The sequence below is a fragment of the Ralstonia sp. 1B3 genome (genome assembly GCF_036631435.1).
In genome coordinates this window covers 1-22,666 of the sequence record NZ_JAPNUG010000011.1, presented here as the reverse complement: position 1 = coordinate 22,666, position 22,666 = coordinate 1, and the positions used below count along the sequence as shown (strand labels likewise).

Below are 22,666 nucleotides of genomic sequence, written 5' to 3'. Positions count from 1 at the left end.
ATCAGCGATCAGGCGGCGCGCTTCTGAAACAGCTCGTGCAGCACCGGATAGATTTCATCCGCCTTGAGAATGCGCTGCATTGCGAAGTTCTCGTGCCCGGCCTTCAACGTAAGATACTCCTCCCACAGGTTCTGCGGCTCCGTGGAGACCACCTCGACATAGGCGTAATACTGCGTCAGCGGCAGGATCGACTCGCGCAGGATCTTGGCGCACAGTTCCGAGTCGCCCGCCCAGTTGTCGCCGTCCGAAGCTTGCGCGCAGTAGATGTTCCATTGGCTGGGCGGATAGCGCTCCTGCATCACTTCCGCCATCAGCTTGAGTGCGCTCGACACCACAGTGCCGCCCGACTCGCGCGAGTGGAAGAAATCCTCCTCATCCACCTCCTTGGCCACAGTGTGGTGGCGGATGAAGACGACATCGATGCGTTCGTAGTTCCGCTTCAGGAACAGATAGAGCAGCATGAAGAAACGCTTGGCCAAGTCCTTGCGCGATTCGTCCATCGAGCCGGACACGTCCATCACGCAGAACATCACCGCCTGCGCCTGCGGTCGCTTGCGCAGGACGCGGTTGTTATAGCGCAGGTCGAGCTTTTCGATGAACGGCACGCGATCAAGGCACGAGCGCAGATGGCGCATCTCCTTCATCAGCTCTTGCGCGCGTACGCTGTAAGGGCCGTCGTTTTCCAGCTCTTCGTTGTACTCGCGTTCCAACTCGTGCAGGCGGCGCTGATACGGGCTGGACAACGCGATACGGCGACCGAGCGAGCTGCGCATCGTGCGCAGAATCGACAGGTTGGACGGCGTGCCATCGAGCGAGAAACCCGCGCGCACTTTGCGCACCTCGGCGATCTTGGCCAGGCTGCGCTTGGCAAGATCGGGCAACGCCATGTCTTCGAAGAAGAAGTTGAGAAAGTCCTCGCGCGAGAGCGTGAAGATGAAATCGTCTTCGCCCTCGCCCGAGTCGCTGGCCTGCGAGCCAGAGCCGCCACTGCCCTGCTGCGGGCGATCGAAGCTGTCGCCGCGAATGAACTCCTTGTTGCCCGGGTGGACGCCCTCGCGGCGCCCGCCCGAGCCGTGGTGGAACATGGGCTCCGAGATGTCCTTGACGGGAATGGACACCTGCCCGCTCTGCTCGATGTCCATGATCTTGCGGCCCGTCACGGCCTTGGCCACCGCGCGGCGGATCTGGTCTCGGTAACGCTTGATGAAGCGTTGCTTGTTGACGGTGCTCTTGCCGCCACCGTTCTCCCGCCGATCAATGATCGTGCCCATGTAACTGCCCTCGATTGGAAGTCCGCTGGGTGTGTTCGCCCTCTCCTGATCTCCTTAAGATGACTTCCGCACGCGCAGATACCACTCCACCAGCAAGCGGACCTGCTTCTGGGTGTAGCCCTTTTCCACCATGCGATTGACGAAGTTCTCGTGCTTTTCCTTGTCGTCATGCGACGACTTGGCATTGAACGAGATGACGGGCAGCAGATCTTCCGTGGTCGAGAACATCCGCTTCTCGATCACCGCGCGCAGCTTCTCGTAGCTCGTCCAGACGGGGTTCTTGCCCCCGTTCTTGGCACGCGCCCGCAGCACAAAATTGACGATTTCGTTGCGGAAATCCTTCGGGTTGGAAATGCCCGCCGGTTTTTCCACCTTCTCCAGCTCGTCGTTCAATGCGCTGCGATCGAGAATCTCGCCGGTGTTCGGATCGCGATATTCCTGATCCTGAATCCACAGGTCGGCAAACACCACGTAGCGGTCGAAGATGTTCTGCCCGTATTCCGAATACGACTCCAGATACGACGTCTGAATCTCCTTGCCGATGAACTCCACGTACGGCGACGTGAGGTACTCCTTGATATAGGACATCAGCTTGGATTCCGTCTCCGGCGGGAACTGTTCGCGCTCGATCTGCTGCTCGAGCACGTACAGCAGGTGCACCGGATTCGCCGCCACCTCCGTTCCATCGAAGTTGAAGACCTTCGAGAGCACCTTGAACGCAAAGCGCGTCGACAAGCCCGTCATGCCCTCGTCGATGCCGGCAAAGTCGCGGTACTCCTGATACGACTTCGCTTTCGGGTCGACATCTTTCAGGCTCTCACCGTCGTACACGCGCATCTTCGAGAAGATGTTGGAATTCTCGGGCTCCTTGATGCGTGTGAGCACCGCGAACTGCGCCATCATCTTCAGCGTGTTGGGTGCGCACGGCGCGGCCGCCAGCGAACTGTTACGCAGCAGCTTGTCGTAGATCTTCACCTCATCCGACACACGCAGGCAGTACGGCACCTTGACGATGTAGATGCGATCCAGGAACGCCTCGTTGTTGCGATCAGACTTGAAGCTCTGCCACTCCGCCTCGTTCGAGTGCGCCAGGATGACGCCATCGAACGGGATTGCGCCAAAGCCCTCCGTGCCCTTGTAGTTGCCTTCCTGCGTGGCCGTCAGCAGCGGGTGCAAGACCTTGATCGGCGCCTTGAACATCTCGACGAACTCGAGCAGCCCGCGGTTGGCCAGGCACAGCCCGCCCGAATACGAGTACGCATCCGGATCGTCCTGCGGATAGTCCTCCAGCTTGCGAATGTCGACCTTGCCGACCAGCGACGAAATGTCCTGATTGTTTTCGTCGCCGGGTTCCGTCTTGGAGATCGCAATCTGCGACAACACCGACGGATGCAGCTTCACCACGCGGAAACGCGTGATATCGCCATTGAACTCGTGCAGCCGCTTGACCGCCCACGGCGAAGCGATCGAGTTCAGATAGCGCCTCGGGATACCGTAGTCTTCCTCCAGGATCTTGCCGTCTTCCTCGGGCGAGAACAGCCCGAGCGGGGACTCGTGTATCGGCGAGCCCTTCAGTGCGTAGATGGGGATTTGCTCCATCAACGACTTCAACTTCTCGGCAAGCGAGGATTTGCCGCCGCCCGGAGGCCCGAGCAGGTAAAGAATCTGTTTGCGTTCCTCAAGGCCCTGCGCGGCATGTTTGAAGAAGGAGACGATCTGCTCGATCGTGTCTTCCATGCCGTAGAACTCCCGGAAGGCCGGGTAGATCTTGATGACCTTGTTGAAGAACAATCGTGACAGCCGAGGATCGTGGTGGGTGTCCACCAGTTCGGGCTGACCAATCGCGGTGAGCATGCGCTCGGCGGCAGTCGCATAGGCGGTCGAGTCTTTTTTGCAGATATCCAGATACTCCTGGATGCTGTACTCGTCCTCTTTGCGAGCTTCAAAACGCGTTGCGTAGTGGCGGAAAATATCCATATCTCCCCCGTAGATTTCTTCCCTACTCCACACCAACAAGCGAGAGCCAGGCTAGTTCTTGCGTGCGTTGCTGATTCCACTGTAGACGAATCACCGATGATCACAAGAACGGTTGACGACCCGGAACGGTGCACAACACGTCGCGATTGCGTTAGCGCTCGACTGCATCAAGTGCTAAACGAACCTTGCACGATGCATCAGCCCATGCACCACGACGGTCGGCTACACCGAGCACAGCAGAAAGCGTACCCATGACATCCGCCGCGCGCTCGCAGGTTGGTACGTAACCGATCGGCGCGAGTTCCCGCGCGCACGCTGAATACAGGAGGGGGATATCCCTGCATTTCAGCGCGGCGCCAACCGTGATAACGCAGAGATGCGCATGGCACCGGCCTGCGGCGGTACGTTTGTAGCGGCAGCTTTTCTCGTCGTGACGCAACAACGCATTGTGCAAAGTATTGGACGAAATGCGTTTCCGACCCAGTCGCGCACCCGCCGTCCGGCGGAAGGATGGGGACGGATCGACGGGAGGTGTCTCTTTTTTGCGCCAGCGGGAAAGTTTTGCCGGCCGCTCCGGACGAGCGTTCGGGAAAGGCCGCACAGAGAGCGGACAAAGAAAAGGCCCTCGGCGTTTGCCTGAGGGCCTTTTAAGCGATTTCTCGCCAGTTTGGTGGGTGGTACAGGGATTGAACCTGTGACCCCTGCCGTGTGAAGGCAGTGCTCTACCGCTGAGCTAACCACCCGAATGCGGTGAAAACGAGATTATGGCGAAAAGGCGCGGCCGTGTAAATACCCTGACCGCACATTTTTTTGATCAGGCAGCCGGCGCAACTTCCACAGTCTCGCGCGTCCAGACGGTTTTGCCGCCGCTGGCCTTGTCGATCTCCTTCAGCACACTTGCGTGCGCCTCGGCCTCGGCTTCGGTCGCCAGCAGCACCGGCAGTTGCAGCGCGCTCAGGTCGACGGCGACGGCTTCGGCCGATGCGCCCTCGCTCGACTCCAGCATGTCGATCACCAGCGTGTTCTGGCCGCGCGTCATGGCGAGGTAGACCTCGGCCAGCAGTTCCGCATCCAGCAATGCGCCGTGCAGCGTACGGTGCGCGTTGCTGACGCCCAGACGGTCGCACAGCGCATCGAGCGAGTTGCGCTTGCCGGGGAACATCTGGCGCGCCTCGCGCAGCGTGTCGATGTGCCCCGACAGGTGCTCGCGGAAGGGCGGCAGGCCGAGGCGCTGGAATTCCATGTCCAGGAAGCCCAAGTCGAACGCGGCGTTGTGGATGATCGCCTCGGCGCCCTGTACGTAGTCGCGGATCTCGTCGACGATCTCGGCAAACTTCGGCTTGTCGGCCACGAACTCGTTGGTGATGCCGTGCACGGCCATCGCGCCCGCGTCGATCTCGCGCTCGGGGTTGATGTAGAAATGCAGGTTTCGGCCGGTAAGGCGGCGGTTGACCATCTCCACGCAGCCGATTTCGATCACGCGGTCGCCGGTGGCGGCATTCAGGCCGGTGGTTTCGGTATCGAGAATGATCTGTCGCATCGCGCGCTCCCCTACTCTGACTGGATTACTTGAAGACGACGGTCTTGTGGCCGTTGAGCAGGATGCGGTGTTCCGCATGCCACTTCACCGCGCGGGCCAGCGCCACGCATTCCACGTCGCGGCCCACGGCGGTGAGCTGTTCCAGGTCCATGCTGTGGTCCACGCGTTCGATTTCCTGCTCGATGATCGGGCCTTCGTCCAGGTCGGCCGTCACGTAATGGGCTGTTGCACCGATCAGCTTCACACCGCGCTCGTGCGCCTGGTAATACGGCTTGGCGCCCTTGAAGCTGGGCAGGAACGAATGGTGGATGTTGATGGCGCGGCCTTCCAGCTTGCGGCACAGATCGTCGGAAAGAATCTGCATATAGCGCGCGAGCACGACGAGGTCGATCTGCTGCTCCTGCGCGATTTCCCAGATGCGGGCTTCCTGCTGGGCCTTCTGCGCGTCCGTCGCCTGCAGCAACGGCAAGTGCATGAATGGCACGTCGTACGACGCCGCCAGCTGATAGAAATCGCGGTGGTTCGAAACGATGGCCGCAATCTCGATCGGCAGCTGGCCTGCGCGGGCACGGAACAGCAGGTCGTTCAGGCAATGGCCGATCTTCGAGACCAGGATCATCACGCGCGGCTTGACCGCCGCGTCGAACATGCCCCACTGCATGGAGAAACGTTCGCCGATGGGCGCAAAGCGGTCACGCAGGGCGGCAAGGTCCAGCGGCTGGCCCTGCGGCACAAAATGCACGCGCATGAAGAAACGGCCCGTGAATTCGTCGCCGAACTGGTCCGAATCGAGAATATTGCAGCCTTGCTCGAACAGCAGACCCGACACGGCGTGGACGATGCCGGGCTGGTCCGGGCACGACAAGGTAAGAATGAAACCGGAGTGACTCATGAAGCGTTTTATGTATTGTTGTCGGGCGCAAACCGCTGTGGCGTAGGGGACGAGCCCAGCCGCGCCAGGGCGTTGAGGGTGACGAGCGTCGCGTCGACCGTCATCGCGAAGTCCGCCATGATATCAAGCGCCGCGTCGCGGCTGGCACGCAAGTGGCCGGCGACCTCCCCGTCCTGATTGGCGGGGACAAAGCTGTCCGGCAGCGTCAGGTCAAAGGCGAACAGCGTTTCGCGCTGGATGCCTTCCGGCACTTCGCGCAGCACATCCAGCGTGCCGCACGGCGCAAGTTGCGCAGCCAGGTCGGCGCCGATGCCCGCCTCTTCCCAGCATTCCTTCTCCAGAGCGCCGCGTGCATCGAAGCCATGACCGATGCCGCCGGCGACAAGGTTGTCCCACATGCCGGGGTCGATCGGCTTGGTTTCGGCGCGGCGGGCCAGCCAGAGCGCCGGCCCGGCGTCGTCCGCGCCGGCAATCAGGCCGTTCATGTGCGCGGCATAGGTTCGGATGCCGAAGAAACGCGCGGCAGCGCGCTCGATCAGCGCCAGCGTGGGCGTACCCCAGCCGGTGTTGACGGCGAAACGCTCGTCGCGCCAGCCCCGCACGTGGCCATCTTCGGCAAGGCGCGCGATGACTTCGGCCAGCGCTGCGGTGCGGGCGGCCTCGTTGCCGAGCGCCTCCCGCAAATCGACCCGCTGCGCCGATACGTCGAACCACTGCGGCCAGCGCGCAAGCAGCGACGCGCGCTCGCGGCTCAGCCAGCCGACGCGTTGTCCGGCAACAATCCAGGGAATCAGCGCGTCGGCGTCGAATGCCTGCCGTGCCGCCAACCCGTCCCGAATGCGCTGGATGCGCAGGTCCGTCATGCCGGCGCCCCACAATGTCGGGCGTGCATTGTGCTTTCCGTGCAGCACGGGTCGCGCGATAATGCGCCGTTAATACAAGCCGTCATCAGACTGGAGAAACAAGGATGGATGAAATCGACGAGCTGTCGGATCTGCCGACCCCGCGCTTTATCTGGGGTTTCGCCATTGCCGTCACACCGTCCGGCGAAGTGTCGCACGATGAATTCGAATATCTGACGCACACCGCACACCGCGCTTCACCTGCCGCGTGGTCGAACTCGAAGACGCGCCCGCCGAGCCCGAAGACGAAGGCGACATCGACGGCCGCATCGTCCACTTCGACAACCCGAAGCGGATGTTCTACATCACCGACCTGGGCCTGGCCCTGATGAACTTCACCCTGTTCGACAAGGTGGATAACAAGTCCAAGCTGAAGAACGCCTGCGACCAGGCCATCGCCGACTGGCTCACCCGCCGCGATTTTCTCGACTCCGAACCCGACGAAGACGATGACGATTGAGCCTGATCGCTTGATCGCATGATCATTCAGTCCTGACCGGCTGCACCGCCATCCTCGGCAAAGCACAGGTCGGTCAGGCGCACATCGGCATAGGCGCGCCCAGCGTCCAGCAACGCCGAAACCTGCGCCTTCACCCGCTCCTTCTGAGCGCGCAACGCGCGTGGCGGCACGGTCGAATCCTGACCGGTGTGGTGCAGATACAGCATCTTGTAGGTGAGTTGGCTCACCATCCACTGCCGCAGCACGCGACGCCGGCCGGCATGGTCGGCTTCCAATCCATCGATTTGTCCGAGCAACGCAGAAAACGCCCGCGCGAGGCTTGCCGGCTCCACGACATCGCCGGCGATGCAACGCTCGGCCAGGGCGCGCGCTTGCGCGGGTGACATGGCGTCGTCCGTTTCTACGAAGCGATCCTTGGCCGGTTCCGGGCGCGGCGCAGCAGGCCGGCCTGCCAGTCGGGTGGACACCGCGGACAACGCTTCCTGGGCGCGGCGGATGGACGCCTCCAGCGATTCCGCACTGCCCGGCGCGATGCCGATGGTGGTCGGCATGTCGCTGGATTCTTCGTCGCGTTTTTTGACGTCCATCGCTCCCTCCGGTGATCGCCCGTAACCAGGGGGCCTGGTGGACGAAAACGGAATTGTAGAACGCGACGCACATTTCGCGACAAATCGACACAAACGTTCCATATTACGAAGACACCGCAAACGATAACGTGGCGTCACAAAACCACGGTGCTCTGTTGGCAGGCATATACGCGGCGCGGTCTCGCCACGGGTAAAATGCCGGATTGCGCTGACAGCGCATGCACTCAATTGCTGACCGCCTTCGCGCGGCAAGGAAATCGCCTTGATCAAGTGGATTATCGTGGCCCTCTATCTGGGCTCCATTCTGTACGTGCACTTTCGCGGCAAGGTGCGCCTGAAATTCTGGCGCCAGATGTTCGACCACTCGGCCGTCGTGGCACCGGTCAATTGCTTCATGTACGCGTTTTCCGGCGTACCGCAGACGCCGTATGTGCCGGTCGAACGCTTTCCGGATCTGGAAAAGCTGCAGGCCGCGTGGCCGCAGATCCGCGACGAAGGCCTGGCGCTCATCAACCTGCGCAAGATCAAGGCCGCCGAGAAGAACGACGATGCTGGCTTCAACTCGTTCTTCAAGAATGGCTGGAAGCGCTTCTACCTGAAGTGGTACGAAGCGCATCACCCTTCAGCCGAACAGCTCTGCCCGCAGACGGTCGCGTTGCTGCGCGATCTGCCCAGCGTGAAGGCGGCGATGTTTGCCGAACTGCCGCCGGGCGGCAAGCTGAACCCGCACCGTGATCCGTTTGCCGGCTCGCTGCGCTATCACCTGGGCCTGTCTACCCCCAACGACGACCGTTGCTTCATCGAAGTCGACGGCGAGCGCCACAGCTGGCGCGACGGCCAGGGCGTCGTCTTTGACGAGACCTATCTGCACTGGGCCGAAAACGCCTCCGACAAGGACCGCCTGATCCTCTTCTGCGATATCGAACGCCCGATGAAATTCGGCTGGGCGCAGCGCATCAACAAATGGCTGGGCCGCAAGGTCATGACCGCCGCCAGCTCGCCCAACGACGACGGCGACCAGACCGGCGGCATCAACAAGCTGTTCCGCTATGTGTGGTTGATGGGCCAGTACCGCCGACGCTTCAAGGCGTGGAACCGCAAGGTCTATTACGTGGTGAAGTTCGGCCTGATCATTGGCGTGGCAGCTTTGATCATCTGGATCTGACCGCTGATCCTGCGCGTCTCCTGCTTGCACGAAGAACCGGCCTGAAACGCCGGTTTTTTGTTGCGCGTGAAAAATGCGAACCACATTGCAGTCGGCTTGCGTTTTTACAAAGCAGTGAAGCAAAAGCGCCACATGAGGCACAAATCTCGCCTAATGTCAGGAATTGAGCGCTCCGGCGCTTATGCGATATGGCGGGCACGCCGCTTGCTCCACCTTGGTCGACACCCTTGCCAAGCGCATGGGACCGAGTCAGAGCCGGGATGCGCGTGTGCCTGTGTCCCTCGTCAACAACAAAGACAGTGAGATCGATCGCCATGAAAAAGAACCTCATCAGCCGCCAGACCCTCGTCACCCGCGCCGCCGCGCTTGCTGCTGTCGCACTGCTCGGTACCCAGATCGCGGCCTGTACCACGACCAGCCCGAATGCGCAGGGCTCCGACGTAATGTCGTCGACCAACAAGCACGCCACCACCAATTCGCAGGCGGATTCCGTGCTCTCGCGCCTGTACACCACGGCCAATGGCTCGCGTGACTTGGTTGCGCGCGCCAAGGGCGTGCTGGTCTTCCCATCGGTGCTGAACGCCGGCTTCGTGGTGGGCGGCCAGTACGGCGAAGGCGTGCTGCGCACCGGCGGCGGCCGTCCGCTGGGCTACTACAACATCGCTTCGGCGTCGGTGGGCTTCCAGGCCGGTGCGCAATCGCGTGCGCTCATCATTCTGTTCATGACGGACGAAGCACTGCAGAAATTCCAGAACAGCCAAGGCTGGACGGCCGGCGTCGATGCCACCGTGGCGCTGGCAAAGATCGGCGCGAACGGCGCGGTCGATACCAACACCGCCCAGCAGCCGATCATCGGCTTCAACCTGACCAACGCGGGCCTGATGGCCGGCGCATCGATCGAAGGCACGAAGATCACGAAGCAGAACAACTGACCGGCGCTTCGCTGAACGCCAATGCCGCCGTCTCGCACGGCGGTTTTTTGCCCGAATCCCGCATCCAGCGTTGTGGCAATGTTGCAGCCCTAGGGAAATCCGGAGGGGCGGTGCGGAGCTTCTCGGCTAGCATCGTGCGGCCGATGTTGCGGTGCGCTGCCGTATCGGCACAAGACAAAACAATCACCCAAAAAAAGGGGAGACATGACAGGTCGCAACACCGCCTTGCGCGGCGCCATTGCATGCGCATGGCTGTCGGGGCTGTTGCTGGCATCTGGCCACACGATGGCCGAGCCGGGCGTCACCGACACCAAGATCATCATCGGCCAGACGGCGGGCTTCACGGGTCCCGCCGGCGAACAGGTCCAGGAGATGACGCAGGGCGCCAAGCTCTATCTCGATGCCGTGAACCGCGGGGGCGGCGTGAACGGGCGCAAGATCGAGTTGATCTCGGAAGACGACGCCTTCGATGCCGCAGCCTCAAAGAAACACGCGCACGCACTGCTGGTCGACAAGCAGGTCTTTGCCCTCTTCCTGCCGCGCGGCACCCCGAATACCGAGGCGATCATGACGGAGGCGCGTCCGCTCGGCGTGCCGGTGGTGGCGCCGTCCACCGGTGCCTCAACGTTCTTCGATCAGCCCGACCCGCTGCTCTTCGTGGTGCGCGCCAAATACCAGGCCGAGATTGCCGAGCTGGTGCGTTACTTCGACACGCTCGGCTTGCGCCGCCTGGCGCTCGTCAACGTGAACGACACCTTCGGCAAAGACACCGAGATCGGCTTCAACAACGCCACGAAAAAGCTTCCCGCCGACGCGCACAGCATCTTCACCGTCGACCGCCTGAAACCGGATATCGCCAAGGCGGCGGCAGACGTTGGCAAATTCGCACCACAAGCGGTGATCCTGGCCTGTCCGGGCACGACGGCGCGCGCAATGATCGAGGCGCCCAACAAGCAAGGCACGGTGACGCAGATTGCCGCGCTGTCCAACAACGCCGGTCTGGCCTTTGCGAAATCGCTGGGGGCGCTGGGGCGCGGCGTGGTGGTTTCGCAGGTCATGCCCTCCCCTGTGCGCTCGACTTCGTTGCTGGGCCGGGAGTTGGCATCCAGCGCGAAGGCGGCCGGGGTGACGCCGTCGTACGCCATGATGGAAGGCTACGCAGCCGCGCGTGTGCTGGTCGAAGGGCTCAAGCGCGCGGGCAGGTCACCCACGCGGGCCAGCTTTGTCTCGGGGCTGGAATCAGCCGGCACGATCGACCTTGGGGGGTTGGAAGTCCGCTACGGCCCGAACCTGCGCAAGGGGTCGAACTATGTCGAGCTGACGGTGATTGGGCCGAACGGCACCTTCGTCAAATAGACGCGTGCTGCGCCGCAGCCTGCCTCGGCAGTGGTTACACCGCAGGACATAGCGGTTGCCAGCGCAAAACGCATGAGTACATAAGAAAATACTATTTGGAAATCGCATACTGCCTCTACCAGAATGCACGAACAACATGCATGACTGGGATCAAACAGGCGGATGGAACTCCGACAACTCGAAGCATTTGCCGCGGTCATGTCGACCGGCAGCGTCACCGCGGCAGGCAAGCTGCTGGGGCGCTCGCAGCCTGCCATCAGCCGGCTCATCCAGGACCTCGAAGCCGAAATCGGCTACGCCCTGTTCACGCGCGCGGGGCCGCGCGTCTCGCCGACGGAGCAGGGTTTCCTGCTGTACGAAGACGTTGAGCATACGCTGATCAGCTTACGTCAGATCCGCACCCGTGCCGAAGAAATCGCGCGCGGCGAGGCACGCCCGCTGCGCCTGGCGGCCACGTCCGCATTGGCGGCCGGCTTGCTGCCCGCTGCCTTGGCCGATGAGCCGGAACTCGCGCAGCACATCCAGATTCGCAGCGCGTCGCCCGAACAGGTTGTGCACGCCGTGCTGACCGGCGCTGCCGACCTTGGCATCAGCAGCCTGCCGCTGGAGCATCGCGGCGTAACCGTGCACTGGATCGGCGAAGCCGCATGCGTGGCTGCCGTACAGGCAAACGATCCGCTGGCCGCCGGCAAGCGCGTCGCATTGGCCGATTGCGCCGGACAGCGCATCATCACGATGCACAACCCGTATCGATTGCGCCGCCGTCTGGACCAGGCACTGGCGAAGGCCGGCGTAGAGCCCACCTCGCTCATCGAGACCAACGCTTCGCTCAATGCGCTGACCGCCGTGCGTGCAGGCCTGGGCGTCGCGTTGCTGGAGCCCGTGACGGCCTACGGCGTGCCGATCGACGGCGTCACCGTGCGCCCGATCGACGCCGACATTCCCTTCTTCTTTGGTGTGATCACCCCCGAGGCCAAGCGGCCATCGGCGGCGGTGACTTCCCTGACCGACGCGCTCGCGCAGGCAGCGCAGCGCCTGCTGCCCGACTGCAAGCTGCACGACCCGGCACGCCATGCCAGCATGCTGCAGGTGCTGTATGGCGAACCCATCAACGAAACCGAAGGCGCGTCCGCATGACCGCTGCACAACAAGACAACGCGCTGCAAGTCACCGGGCTTGCAGCGCTGGAAGCCCGTTTGCACCAGGACCTGTCGTGGCTTGAACTCCCCGCAAAAAACTGGACGCTGCCACACACCTTAGAGGGGCAACCCGTGCTGGACGTGGCCGTCATCGGGGGTGGCATGGCCGGCCTGGCGGCGGCGGCATCGCTCAAACATCTCGGCATCGGCGTGGTGATATTCGATCGCTCGCCAGCCGGCTTCGAAGGCCCGTGGGCAACGACGGCGCGCATGGAAACGCTGCGCTCGCCCAAGCAACTGACCGGCCCCGCGCTTGGCCTGCCGGCGTTGACGTTCCGCGCATGGTTTGAAGCGCAGTTCGGTACCGATGCGTGGGAGGTGCTCGACAAGATCCCGCGCCTGCAATGGATGGACTACCTGCGCTGGTACCGCCGCGTCCTGCAGCTCGACGTGCGCAACGAACATTACGTGAAGGCGATCCACCCGCGCGTGGATGGCGCCGTTGAATTGCTGATCGACGCGCCGAGCCAACCGACGCAGCGCGTGTTTGCGCGCCGCGTGGTGCTGGCCACCGGCCGTGATGGGCTTGGCGGTGCATCCGTACCCGACTTCGCGCATCGGTTGCCGCGCCGCTGGTGGGCGCATTCGTCTGACGAGATGGACTACGGCACGCTGGCCGGCAAGCGTGTGGGCGTGATCGGCGCAGGCGCATCCGCGATGGATTCGGCCGCGACGGCGCTGGAAGCCGGTGCCGCCAGCGTCGACATGCTGATCCGCCGCCCCGACCTGCCGCGCGTGAACAAGGGCAAGGGCGCCGGCAGCCCGGGCCTCGTGCATGGTCACCTGCATCTGCCCGACGCATGGAAATGGCGCATCCGCCATTACATCAATGTCGAGCAGGTGCCCCCGCCGCGCGGCAGCACGCTGCGTGTGTCGCGGCATCCGAATGCGCGCTTCAACCTGGGTTGCGGCATCCTGGGCGTCGACGAGCACGACGGCGTGCTGCACGTGGCCACCACCAAGGGCGTATTCCAACTGGACTTCCTGATCTTCTCGACGGGCTTTCGCACCGACTGGGCCGCGCGCCCCGAATTCAGCGCACTGGCGCCGCACATCCGTCAATGGCGCGACCGCTACACACCGCGCCCCGGCGAGGAAGACGCAGAACTGGCCGATTCGCCCGACCTCGGCCACGCGTTCGAATTTCGCGAGAAAACGCCCGGCACGCTGCCCGGCCTGTCGCGCGTGCATTGCTTCTGCTATCCGGCGTCGGTCACGCACGGCAGCGTCTCGGGCGACATCCCGGCCATCAGCGAAGGTGCGAAGCGGCTGGCGCAAGGCATTGCCGGCTTGCTGTACCAGGAAGACATCGACGCGCACTACGCCGCCATCCAGGCCTATGCCGAACCGGAAATCTTCGGCGATGAATGGACGCCCGCCCCGCCGCCCGGCGTGGAAGCGAATACCACATCCAGCCAGGAGGCTGCGCGATGACAGGTTGGTTAATCCGCCGCATCGGCCAGGCGCTGCTGGTCGTGCTGGTGATGACGGTGATCGTCTTCATCGGCCTGCACGCCATCGGCAACCCGGTCGACATCCTGATCGGCCAGGACGTGGACCAAATCGACCGCGCGCGCATCATTGCCGAGCTGGGTCTGGACAAGCCGCTGTGGGAGCAGTACCTCGCCTTTCTGAACGGCGCGCTGCACGGCAATCTCGGCAAGAGCTTCGTCTACAACGAACCGGCCATCCAGCTGATCCTGCAACGGCTGCCGGCCACGCTGGAGCTGGCGTTTTCTGCGCTGATCATCGCGGTGGTGGTCGGCGTGCCGCTGGGACTGTTCGCGGGACTGTATCCGCGCCATCCGGTGTCGCGCCTGCTCATGACGGGCAGCGTGGTGGGATTCTCATTGCCGACGTTCTGGGTGGGCCTGATGCTGATCATGGCGTTCAGCGTGAGCCTCGGCTGGCTGCCCGCAAGCGGACGCGGCGAAACGGCGCGCCTGTTCGGCATCGAATGGTCGTGGCTGACGGTCGATGGCCTGCGGCACCTCGTGCTGCCGGCGGTCAACCTGTCGCTGTTCAAGCTCTCGCTGGTGCTGCGGCTGACGTCTGCGGGCGTGCGCGAGGTGCTGCCGCAGGACTTCGTGAAGTTCGCGCGTGCCAAGGGGCTGTCGCCGCTGCGCGTGGTGCTGGCGCACGTGCTGCGCAACACGCTGATCCCGCTGGTGACGGTGCTGGGCCTGGAGCTGGGCTCGACCATCGCCTTTGCGGTGGTGACGGAAAGCATCTTTGCGTGGCCCGGCGCGGGCAAGCTGATCCTCGATAGCATCAACTCGCTGGACCGGCCGGTCATCGTTTCCTACCTCATCGTCGTGGTGTGCCTGTTCGTGTCGCTCAACCTGATCGTCGACATCCTGTATCGGCTGCTGGACCCACGCGTGCGTGCGGCGGACAGCGCGGAGGCTGCATGATCAATACAACTCCGCGACCCACCACCGCAGCGGCGGTTGCCGCCCCGCGCAAGCAGTCGCCGTGGCGCCGCGTGGTGTCCGATTTTCTGGCATCCAAGACCGCCGTCTTTGGGCTCGTGGTGGTCGTGATCCTGATGCTCGCCGCGCTGGCCGCGCCGTGGATCACGCCGCAGAATCCATACGACCTGATGCAGCTCGACGTGCTGGACTCGCGCCTGCCGCCGGGCTCGCCGAATGGCTTGGGGACGTTCACGTACTGGCTCGGCACCGATGGCCAAGGGCGTGATCTGTATTCCGGCATCCTCTACGGCCTGCGCATCAGCCTGGGCGTGGGGATCGGTTCGGCAGCCGTGGCGGCGGTGATCGGCACGCTGCTCGGCCTGATTGCCGCGTATGCCGGCGGCCGCGTCGACAGCATCATCATGCGCACGGTCGACCTGCTGCTGTCGTTCCCGTCGGTGCTGGTGGCGATGATGATCCTCGCTTATCTTGGCAAGAGCATCACGAATGTCGTGCTGACCCTCGTGCTGCTGGAGTGGGCGTATTACGCGCGGACGGTGCGCGGCCAAGCCTTGGTCGAGCGTCGGCGCGAATACGTGGAAGCCGCGCGCTCGCTCGCCCTGCCCGGCTGGCGCATCGCGCTCAGGCACATCCTGCCGAACTGCCTGCCGCCGCTGATCGTCGTGGGCACGCTGCAGGTGGCGCGCGCGATCACGCTGGAGGCAACGCTGTCGTTCCTGGGCCTGGGCGTGCCGATTACCGAGCCGTCTCTGGGCCTGCTGATTTCCAACGGATACCAATACATGCTCTCAGGCCAGTACTGGATCAGTTTCTATCCGGGCATCGCGCTGTTGCTGGCGCTGGTGGCCATCAACCTGGTGGGCGACCGCCTGCGTGAAGTGCTGAATCCGAGGACGCAACGATGACGGCGTCCACCAACGCGACCACCCTCGAAGTCCGCAACCTCCGCACGCATTTCTTCACGCGCGAAGGCGTGCTGCCGGCCGTGGACGACGTGTCGTTCTCGCTCGCGCGCGGGCGCATCCTCGGGCTGGTGGGCGAGTCCGGCTCGGGCAAGTCCGTCACCGGCTTCTCGATCATGGGCCTGGTGGACCCGCCCGGCCGCGTCGTCGGCGGGGAGATCCTCTACCAGGGCCGCGACCTCACCAAGCTGCCCCCGCGTGAATTGCGCAAGCTGCAGGGCAACCGCATCGCCATGGTCTTCCAGGACCCAATGATGACGCTCAACCCCGTGCTGCGCATCGATGCCCAGATGATCGAGGCCGTGCGCGCGCACAGCAGCATGAGCCACAAACAGGCGTGGGACCACGCGCGCGACACGCTCGGCCTGATGGGCATTCCGAGCCCAGAAGAACGGCTGCGCGCCTATCCGCATCAGCTTTCGGGCGGTATGCGTCAGCGCGTGGCGATTGCCATTGCGATGCTGCATCGGCCCGACCTGATCATTGCCGACGAACCGACCACGGCGCTGGACGTGACCATCCAGGCGCAGATCCTGTCCGAAGTGCAGAAGCTCGCGCGCATGCACGGCACGGCGCTGATCTGGATCACGCATGACCTGTCTGTCGTTGCTGGCCTGGCCGACGAAGTGGCCGTGATGTACGCCGGCCGCATCGTCGAACACGGGCCGGTTGATGCGGTGCTCGATGCCCCGCTGCACCCCTACACCATGGGCCTGATCGACAGCCTGCCCAGCGAGAACCGTCGCGGCCAGCGCTTGCGCCAGATTCCCGGCATGACACCGAACCTGCTGTCGCTGCCCGCGGGCTGCGCGTTTGCGGCGCGCTGCCCGCGTGCCACCGAGGTCTGCGGCGTACGCCCCGACATCACGCAGCCCATACCCGACCGCCTCGTGCGTTGCTTCCATCCGGGCGCGCAGCACGCTTCCTCGCAGGAGGTCGCATGAGCACGCCGCTCGTCGAACTCAAGCAGGTCAGCAAGCGCTTTGGCGATCGCAAGGTCGGTGTGGCCGATCGCTTTCTGCAGCGCGCAGGCCTGGCGCATCCGCCTGCGATCGTTCGTGCGGTCGATGGCGTCGACCTCGCGATCCAGCCCGGTGAAGTCGTCGGCCTCGTCGGCGAATCGGGCTGCGGCAAGTCCACGCTCGGCCGGATTGCAGCGGGCCTCATGCCGCCCTCGGCCGGCGAGGTGCGCGTGGACGGCAAGGCTGTCGACACGCTTTCCGCAGAAGAAGCCCGTGCGGCCCGCCTGAAGATCCAGATGATCTTCCAGGACCCGTATGCAAGCCTCAACCCGCGCCTGCGCGTGGAAGAGATCGTCGGCGAGGAGCGCGCGTGCACGGCCTGACCGACCGCGCCAACTTTGCCGATTACGTGGCCGCGCAGATGCAGCGCGCCGGCCTCGACCCCGCCCTGCGCGACCGCTATCCGCATCAGTTCAGCGGCGGCCAGCGACAGCGCATCGGCATTGCGCGTGCGCTGGCGGTGCAGCCGTCGATGCTCGTCTGCGATGAAGCGGTGGCCGCGCTGGACGTGTCGATCCAGGCGCAGATCCTGAACCTGTTCATGGACCTGCGCGAGCAGCTCAACCTGACCTACCTGTTCATCAGCCACGACCTGGGCGTGGTGGAACACCTGTCGGACAGGGTGGTGATCATGTACCTCGGCCGCGTGGTGGAATCGGCCCCGGCGGAGGAAGTCTTCCGCCGCCCGAACCATCCTTACACGCAGACGCTGCTCGCGGAGATTCCGCGCCTGTCGGCCCGGCACAAGACGTTTACCGCCATTCAAGGCGAGATGCCGAGCCCGCTGCACCCGCCGACTGGCTGCCATTTCCACCCGCGCTGCCCGCACGCCATGCCCCGCTGCAAGACCGAAACGCCGACGCTGCGCGGCATTGCGGTCAACCACGTCAGCGCCTGCCATTTGAACGACGCGACCTGAACGACATTCAATAAGCCAACCATTCAAAAACAGGAAAAGGGAACCCACGTGAAACGCCTCCTAGCCTCGTCGCTTGCTGTCGCGCTGTTCGCCGCTGCCGGCGCTGCCGGCGCTGTCAGCGCGCAGACGCTGAACATCGCCTTCGCCGATCCGCTGTCGTCGCTCGACCCGCAGTTGAACAACCACGCCGGCGACCGCTCCGTCGACGTGCATTTCTGGGATCTGCTCGTCGAGAACAAGTGGAACAAGCTGCAGCCCGGCCTGGCGCTGTCGTGGAAGACGCTGGATCCGAAGACGTGGGAATTCAAGCTGCGCCCGAACGTGAAATGGCACGACGGCCAGCCGTTCACGGCCGATGACGTCGTCTTTTCGTACCAGCGCGCGCGCAGCGTGCCGGGCAGCGTGGCCACGTTCGCGGGCTATCTGCGCACGGTGGAGTCCGTCACGGCCAAGGACCCGCTGACACTGATCATCAAGACGAACATCCCGAACCCGGACCTGCCGCTGAACCTCGCGTCCGTGCACATCGTCAGCAAGCATGTGGGCGAAAAATCGTCGACTGAGGACTACAACGCCGGCCGCGCCGTGGTGGGCACGGGCCCCTACAAGTTCGTCTCGTATGTGCCGGGCGACCGCGTGGTGATGGCGCGCAACGACAACTACTGGGGCGGCAAGCAGCTCTGGGAGAAGGTCAACTACCGCTACATCAACAACGCTGCCGCGCGCACGGCCAACCTGCTCTCAGGCGAGGTGGACGTCATCGACAAGGTGTCGGTGTCTGACCTTGCGCGCCTGCGCCAGTCGCCCAACGTGAAGGTGTTCGCCTATCCGGGCCTGCGCGTGATGCTGCTGCAACCCAGCTTCCGCAAGGGGCCGAACGACTACATCACCGGCAACGACGGCAAGCCGCTGCCGAACAATCCGCTGCTGGATGTGCGCGTGCCGCGCGCTGTCGCTCGCCATCGACCGCAAGGCCATCGTCGACCGCATCCTGCAAGGCGCCGCCACCGTCGCCAACCAGTGGATGCCGTCGGACACGTACGGCTACAACCCCGACGTGAAGGACATCGCCTACGACCCGGCGCAGGCCAAGAAGCTGCTGGCCGACGCGGGCTTTCCGCAGGGCTTCAACCTCGTGATCCACGTGCCGAATGACCGCTATCCGCAAGGCCCCGAAACGGCGCAGGCGGTGGCACAGTTCTGGACGCGCATCGGCGTGAAAGCGCGCGTGGAAGTGGTGCCCTGGTCGGTCTACTCGGGCCGCGCCAACAAGAATGAATATGCGATGAGCATGCTGGCCTGGGGCAACGGCACGGGCGAAGCCAGCTACGCGCTGGTCAACGTGCTGGCCACCGTCGACACCAAGAAAGGTCTGGGCGCATCCAACTGGGGCCACTACAGCAACGCGGCTGTCGACAACGCGTTGAACGCCTCCACCGAAGAATTCAACGTGGAAAAGCGCGCGGCGATTCTTCGCCATTCGGTCAAGCTGGTCTCGGATGATGTTGGCGTGATGCCGCTGTATCACTACCAGAACGTGTGGGCCGCCAAGAAAGGCCTGAAGGTGACGCCGATGACAAGCGATCGCACGGCGGCGCAAATGGTCACCAAGGACGCAAGCAAGCGCCATGGGAACGTTCGCGCTCAGCGTGACGCCGGCGGATGACCTGATCGACGTATCGCGCGGCATCGTCGTGACGGGGCTCGCGCCCGGCGCCCAGGTCGGCATCGTCGCGCAAACGCGTCGTGGCAATGGCGTGCTGTGGCACAGCCGCGCCGCATTCGTCGCCGATGCGCACGGCACCGTGGACCTGACGCGCGACGCGCCCGTCTCCGGTGACTACGCCGGCGTCAGCGCGATGGGCATCGTCTGGAGCCAGCGCCCGGAAGACGGCAAGGCACGCGAGGTGTTTCCACAGCCAGTCACAGAGCCGTTGACGACCACGCTCACCGCCACGGCCAACGGCGAGTCGGTCCATGCGAGCTTCGTGCAACGGTTGGCCGCGCCGGGTGTGACGCGCCACGATGTGCGCGACGATGGTCTGGTCGGCACGCTTTATCTGCCCGATCCGTATGCGCACCTGGGGCCGCGCCCTGCGGTGCTCATCCTCAACGGCTCGGGCGGCGGCATCAACGAGCCACGCGCGGCGCTGTACGCCTCGCACGGCTATGCGGCGTTTGCGCTGGCGTACTTCAAGGCGCCGGGGCTGTCGGACTACATCTCGAATACGCCGCTGGAGTATTTCGAGCGCGCGCTTGCCTGGCTGCGCAAACGCGTGGAGCCGCTGCACGACTTCGTTGCCGTGAGCGGCCAGTCGCGCGGGGTGAACTGGCATTGCTGCTCGGCGCTACATTCCCCGAGGCGGTATCTGCCGTCATTGGCTACGTGCCGGGCGCCGTCGTGCATAGCGGGCAGAACGCCGCGGACCCTGCCGTCGGCCGCGAAGGCCCGACGTGGCTGTATCGCGGTCAGCCGTTGCCGCATCTGTGGGAAGGCAACCGCACAGCGACCTGGGCACCGTTCGACGAAGGCCCCGCGCCGCATCGCCACGAGCGCGCCATCCGCACCGCGCTGCAGGATGCCGATGCCGTGGCACGTGCGCGCATCCGCATCGAACGCGCGCGCGGTCCGGTGCTGCTGCTCTCCGCCACCGATGACGGCTCGTGGCCCTCGAGCGACTACTCGCGCATGGTGACCACCAAACTGGCCGAGGTACGCCACCCCTACCCCGTCCAACATTTCGATTACGAAGGCGCGGGTCACGCCATCGTCTTCCCATACGTGCCGACCACGCAGCTCGTCTATGCGCACCCCGTGTCGGGCCGCATCAGCACCGGCGGCGGCGAGCCGCGTGCCAATGCCCGCGCCGACGCCCAGTCATGGGCGGCTGTGCTTCGCTTCCTCGCCAGCGCGGTGGCCGCGCGCGGCGCGTCCGTACCCGATTCCCGGAGCCTTTCATCGATGGATTTCACGCCCGCACAAGATGTGGTCGACCAGGTTGCCGGCCTGGAAGACGGCAGCGCCACGCATGCGCTGCGCCATGCCCGCGAAAAGGTCGCCACGGCTACGCAGGGCAGCTACGACGCATTGTTCGACGCAGGCCTGCCCGGGCTGACGTTGGGCGAACGCCTGCTCGTCGCGCTGTACGCCTGCCGCCTGACACCGGCGGCTGAACCGGCCGAACACTACCGCGCACGCCTCGCGAATACGCCGGTCGACGCAGATGCGTTGCAAGCCGTCGACCACGGCGATATCGACACGCTGACCGACGCCCGCCTGCGCGCCATCCTCGCCTTCACGCGCACGCTCGTCGAACGCCCCATCGAGGGCGACCGCGATGCGCTGTTGCGCTTGCCCGCAGCGGGCCTCGCCACGGCCGACGTCGTGACGCTCGCGCAGCTCATCGCTTTCCTGTCGTATCAGACGCGGCTCGTCGCCGGCTTGCGCGCGCTTCGCGAAGCTGCCGGCAACGGCAGCGCCACCGCCTCCACGGAGACCGCAGCATGACCGAGATCATCCGCGCCCACGGCTTCACCAACGAATCGCTTGAGTGGCGAGCATGGCTGGATGTGGTCGACCTCGACCGCGCCACGCCCAAGCAGATCGCCGTGCTGGAAGAAAGCCATCCGAAGGCGAAAACGTCTGACTACTACCGGTTTCTCGTTCACCAGCCCGAGATCCTGCGTCAGCGGTCGGCGGCGTTCAACGCGATCATGTATGCGCCGGGCGGCCTGTCGCGTGCGGAACGCGAACTCGCCAGCGCCGTGGTATCGCGCGTCAACGGCTGCGTGTATTGCGCGTCTGTCCACGCACAGCGCTTCGAACAGCTTGCCAAGCGCAACGACGTGATCAAGCAAGTCTTTGAAGACCCACACATCGCCGGCACGAACGCGCGCGAGCGAGCCATCGTGCTGTTCTCGATCGACCTGACGATGCGCCCGGGCGATGTACGCGGCGAAGACTTGCAGCCCCTCAAGGCCGCTGGCCTGACCGACGCGGAGATTCTCGACCTGATACACGCCGTGGCCATCTTTGCGTGGGCGAATCGGCTGATGCTGAATCTTGGCGAGCCGGTGTTTCCGGACGCGGCCTGAGCCGGGCGGCATCGCTCCAAAGAAGAAAGCCGCAGGTTTGTGCCTGCGGCTTTTTTTGTTTCAACCCAGCAGCGTCACGCCATTGGCAACTGCCGCACCGGTTTACCGGTCAACTGCGCCACGGCATGCGCCACGGCGGGCGCGATCGGCGGCACCCCCACCTCGCCCATGCCGCTCGGCTCCGCGGTGCTCGGCACGATGTGTGTTTCGATGACGGGTGTCTCGGCCATCTTGAGCGCCGGGTAGTCGGGAAAGTTCGACTGCACGACCTGGCCGTCATTGATGTCGATCCGGCCGTACAGCGCCGCCGTCAGGCCGAAGATGACCGCGCTTTCCATCTGCTGCGCAATGATGCCCGGGTTGACCACCGTGCCGCAATCGACCGCGCACACAACGCGATGCACGCGCGGCTTGCCATCCTTCATCGACACCTCCACCACTTGCGCGACCACGGAGCCGAAGCTCGGATGCAGCGCAATGCCGCGCGCACGCGGTGCGCCGTCAGCGGCGGGTGCCAGCGGCTGTCCCCAACCGGCAGCCTGCGCCGCCGTGTCCAGCACCTTCAACTCCCGCGGATGGTCCTTCAGCAACTCGCGCCGCATCGCCAGCGGATCAAGCTTGGCCTTGGCCGCCACCTCGTTGAGAAAGCCCTCCATGAAGAACCCGTTGTACGAGTGCCCCACGCTTCGCCAGAAGCCCACGGGAACCGGCAGATCGACCGCCAGATGCGCGATGTGCTCGTGCTCGATTTCATACGGCAGGTCGAACAGGCCTTCGGCGGTGTAGCGATCGATGCCCGCCGATGGCGCACCGAACAGTCGATCCAGCTCGCCGGCCAGAATCGATTGGCCGGCGCTGCGCGAGGCAATCGCGGTGACCTTGCCGTTTTCGACGCGCGCCTTGAGCCGGGCGATGGCGTGCGGGCGATAGAAGTCGTGACGAACATCTTCTT

16 protein-coding genes, 1 tRNA gene and 4 pseudogenes are annotated in these 22,666 nt (G+C 64.3%); 13 read left to right on the top strand and 8 right to left on the bottom strand.

Annotated elements, in window-relative coordinates; genetic code table 11:
• Positions 1-8: 8 nt before the first annotated feature.
• From OWR21_RS03205 to OWR21_RS03180, 6 genes are all read right to left on the bottom strand, one after another.
• A complete protein-coding gene (locus tag OWR21_RS03205; RefSeq protein WP_332394603.1) occupies positions 9-1,271 on the bottom strand; it encodes a YeaH/YhbH family protein in 1,263 nt (420 codons plus the stop codon).
• Positions 1,272-1,325: 54 nt separating this feature from the next.
• Entirely contained in the window at positions 1,326-3,248 is a 1,923-nt protein-coding gene (locus OWR21_RS03200) for a PrkA family serine protein kinase (RefSeq protein WP_004634293.1), read from the bottom strand.
• A gap of 668 nt (positions 3,249-3,916) precedes the next feature.
• Positions 3,917-3,991 (bottom strand) — tRNA-Val (locus OWR21_RS03195).
• Positions 3,992-4,062: 71 nt separating this feature from the next.
• Entirely contained in the window at positions 4,063-4,788 is a 726-nt protein-coding gene (gene dnaQ, locus OWR21_RS03190) for a DNA polymerase III subunit epsilon (RefSeq protein ID WP_332394602.1), read from the bottom strand.
• A 25-nt stretch (positions 4,789-4,813) separates the two neighbouring features.
• The gene (gene purU, locus OWR21_RS03185; RefSeq protein ID WP_332394601.1) at positions 4,814-5,680 is read right to left on the bottom strand and encodes a formyltetrahydrofolate deformylase; all 867 of its coding nucleotides are present in this window, start codon (positions 5,678-5,680) and stop codon (positions 4,814-4,816) included.
• An 8-nt stretch (positions 5,681-5,688) separates the two neighbouring features.
• Positions 5,689-6,543, bottom strand: coding sequence for an NUDIX hydrolase (locus tag OWR21_RS03180; RefSeq protein WP_332394600.1), 855 nt, complete (start codon positions 6,541-6,543; stop codon positions 5,689-5,691).
• Positions 6,544-6,647: 104 nt separating this feature from the next.
• Between OWR21_RS03180 and OWR21_RS03175 the strand changes: the two are divergent.
• Positions 6,648-7,042, top strand: a pseudogene (locus tag OWR21_RS03175) (hypothetical protein).
• Between the two features lie 26 nt (positions 7,043-7,068).
• Here OWR21_RS03175 and OWR21_RS03170 read toward each other — a convergent pair.
• Positions 7,069-7,629: a hypothetical protein gene (locus OWR21_RS03170; RefSeq protein ID WP_332394599.1), complete on the bottom strand. Its 561-nt coding sequence runs from the start codon at positions 7,627-7,629 to the stop codon at positions 7,069-7,071.
• Between the two features lie 262 nt (positions 7,630-7,891).
• Between OWR21_RS03170 and lpxO the strand changes: the two genes are divergently transcribed.
• The 12 genes and pseudogenes from lpxO to OWR21_RS03110 all read left to right on the top strand — a co-directional run bounded on the left by lpxO (position 7,892) and on the right by OWR21_RS03110 (position 21,714).
• The gene (gene lpxO, locus OWR21_RS03165; protein WP_332394598.1) at positions 7,892-8,794 is read left to right on the top strand and encodes a lipid A hydroxylase LpxO; all 903 of its coding nucleotides are present in this window, start codon (positions 7,892-7,894) and stop codon (positions 8,792-8,794) included.
• A gap of 314 nt (positions 8,795-9,108) precedes the next feature.
• Positions 9,109-9,726, top strand: a complete 618-nt coding sequence (locus OWR21_RS03160) for a BPSL1445 family SYLF domain-containing lipoprotein (RefSeq protein WP_147213845.1) — start codon at positions 9,109-9,111, stop codon at positions 9,724-9,726.
• A 204-nt stretch (positions 9,727-9,930) separates the two neighbouring features.
• Entirely contained in the window at positions 9,931-11,082 is a 1,152-nt protein-coding gene (locus tag OWR21_RS03155; RefSeq protein WP_332394597.1) for an ABC transporter substrate-binding protein, read from the top strand.
• 162 nt (positions 11,083-11,244) lie between these two features.
• Positions 11,245-12,219: a LysR substrate-binding domain-containing protein gene (locus OWR21_RS03150; RefSeq protein WP_332394596.1), complete on the top strand. Its 975-nt coding sequence runs from the start codon at positions 11,245-11,247 to the stop codon at positions 12,217-12,219.
• Positions 12,216-13,715 carry an NAD(P)/FAD-dependent oxidoreductase gene (locus tag OWR21_RS03145; RefSeq protein WP_332394595.1) on the top strand — a complete coding sequence of 500 codons (1,500 nt, stop codon included), beginning with the start codon at positions 12,216-12,218 and terminating at the stop codon, positions 13,713-13,715. The genes OWR21_RS03150 and OWR21_RS03145 overlap by 4 nt, the downstream gene beginning before the upstream one ends.
• Positions 13,712-14,695, top strand: coding sequence for an ABC transporter permease (locus tag OWR21_RS03140; protein WP_027681131.1), 984 nt, complete (start codon positions 13,712-13,714; stop codon positions 14,693-14,695). Before OWR21_RS03145 ends, OWR21_RS03140 begins: the two co-directional genes overlap by 4 nt.
• Positions 14,692-15,621 (top strand): ABC transporter permease, encoded by a 930-nt coding sequence (locus OWR21_RS03135; RefSeq protein WP_147213849.1) that lies wholly within the window; start codon positions 14,692-14,694, stop codon positions 15,619-15,621. Before OWR21_RS03140 ends, OWR21_RS03135 begins: the two co-directional genes overlap by 4 nt.
• Positions 15,618-16,622 (top strand): ABC transporter ATP-binding protein, encoded by a 1,005-nt coding sequence (locus OWR21_RS03130; protein WP_027681129.1) that lies wholly within the window; start codon positions 15,618-15,620, stop codon positions 16,620-16,622. Before OWR21_RS03135 ends, OWR21_RS03130 begins: the two co-directional genes overlap by 4 nt.
• Positions 16,619-17,619, top strand: a pseudogene (locus OWR21_RS03125) (ABC transporter ATP-binding protein). Before OWR21_RS03130 ends, OWR21_RS03125 begins: the two are co-directional and overlap by 4 nt.
• A 48-nt stretch (positions 17,620-17,667) precedes the next feature.
• A pseudogene (locus OWR21_RS03120) lies at positions 17,668-19,285 on the top strand (ABC transporter substrate-binding protein).
• Positions 19,248-21,127, top strand: a pseudogene (locus OWR21_RS03115) (acyl-CoA thioester hydrolase/BAAT C-terminal domain-containing protein). Before OWR21_RS03120 ends, OWR21_RS03115 begins: the two co-directional pseudogenes overlap by 38 nt.
• Positions 21,124-21,714 (top strand): peroxidase-related enzyme, encoded by a 591-nt coding sequence (locus tag OWR21_RS03110; protein ID WP_332394594.1) that lies wholly within the window; start codon positions 21,124-21,126, stop codon positions 21,712-21,714. Before OWR21_RS03115 ends, OWR21_RS03110 begins: the two are co-directional and overlap by 4 nt.
• 74 nt (positions 21,715-21,788) lie before the next feature.
• On the opposite strand, the gene OWR21_RS03105 is transcribed toward OWR21_RS03110, so the two are convergent.
• On the bottom strand, positions 21,789-22,666 hold an 878-nt coding region (locus tag OWR21_RS03105), incomplete at its 5' end, for a molybdopterin cofactor-binding domain-containing protein (RefSeq protein ID WP_332394593.1).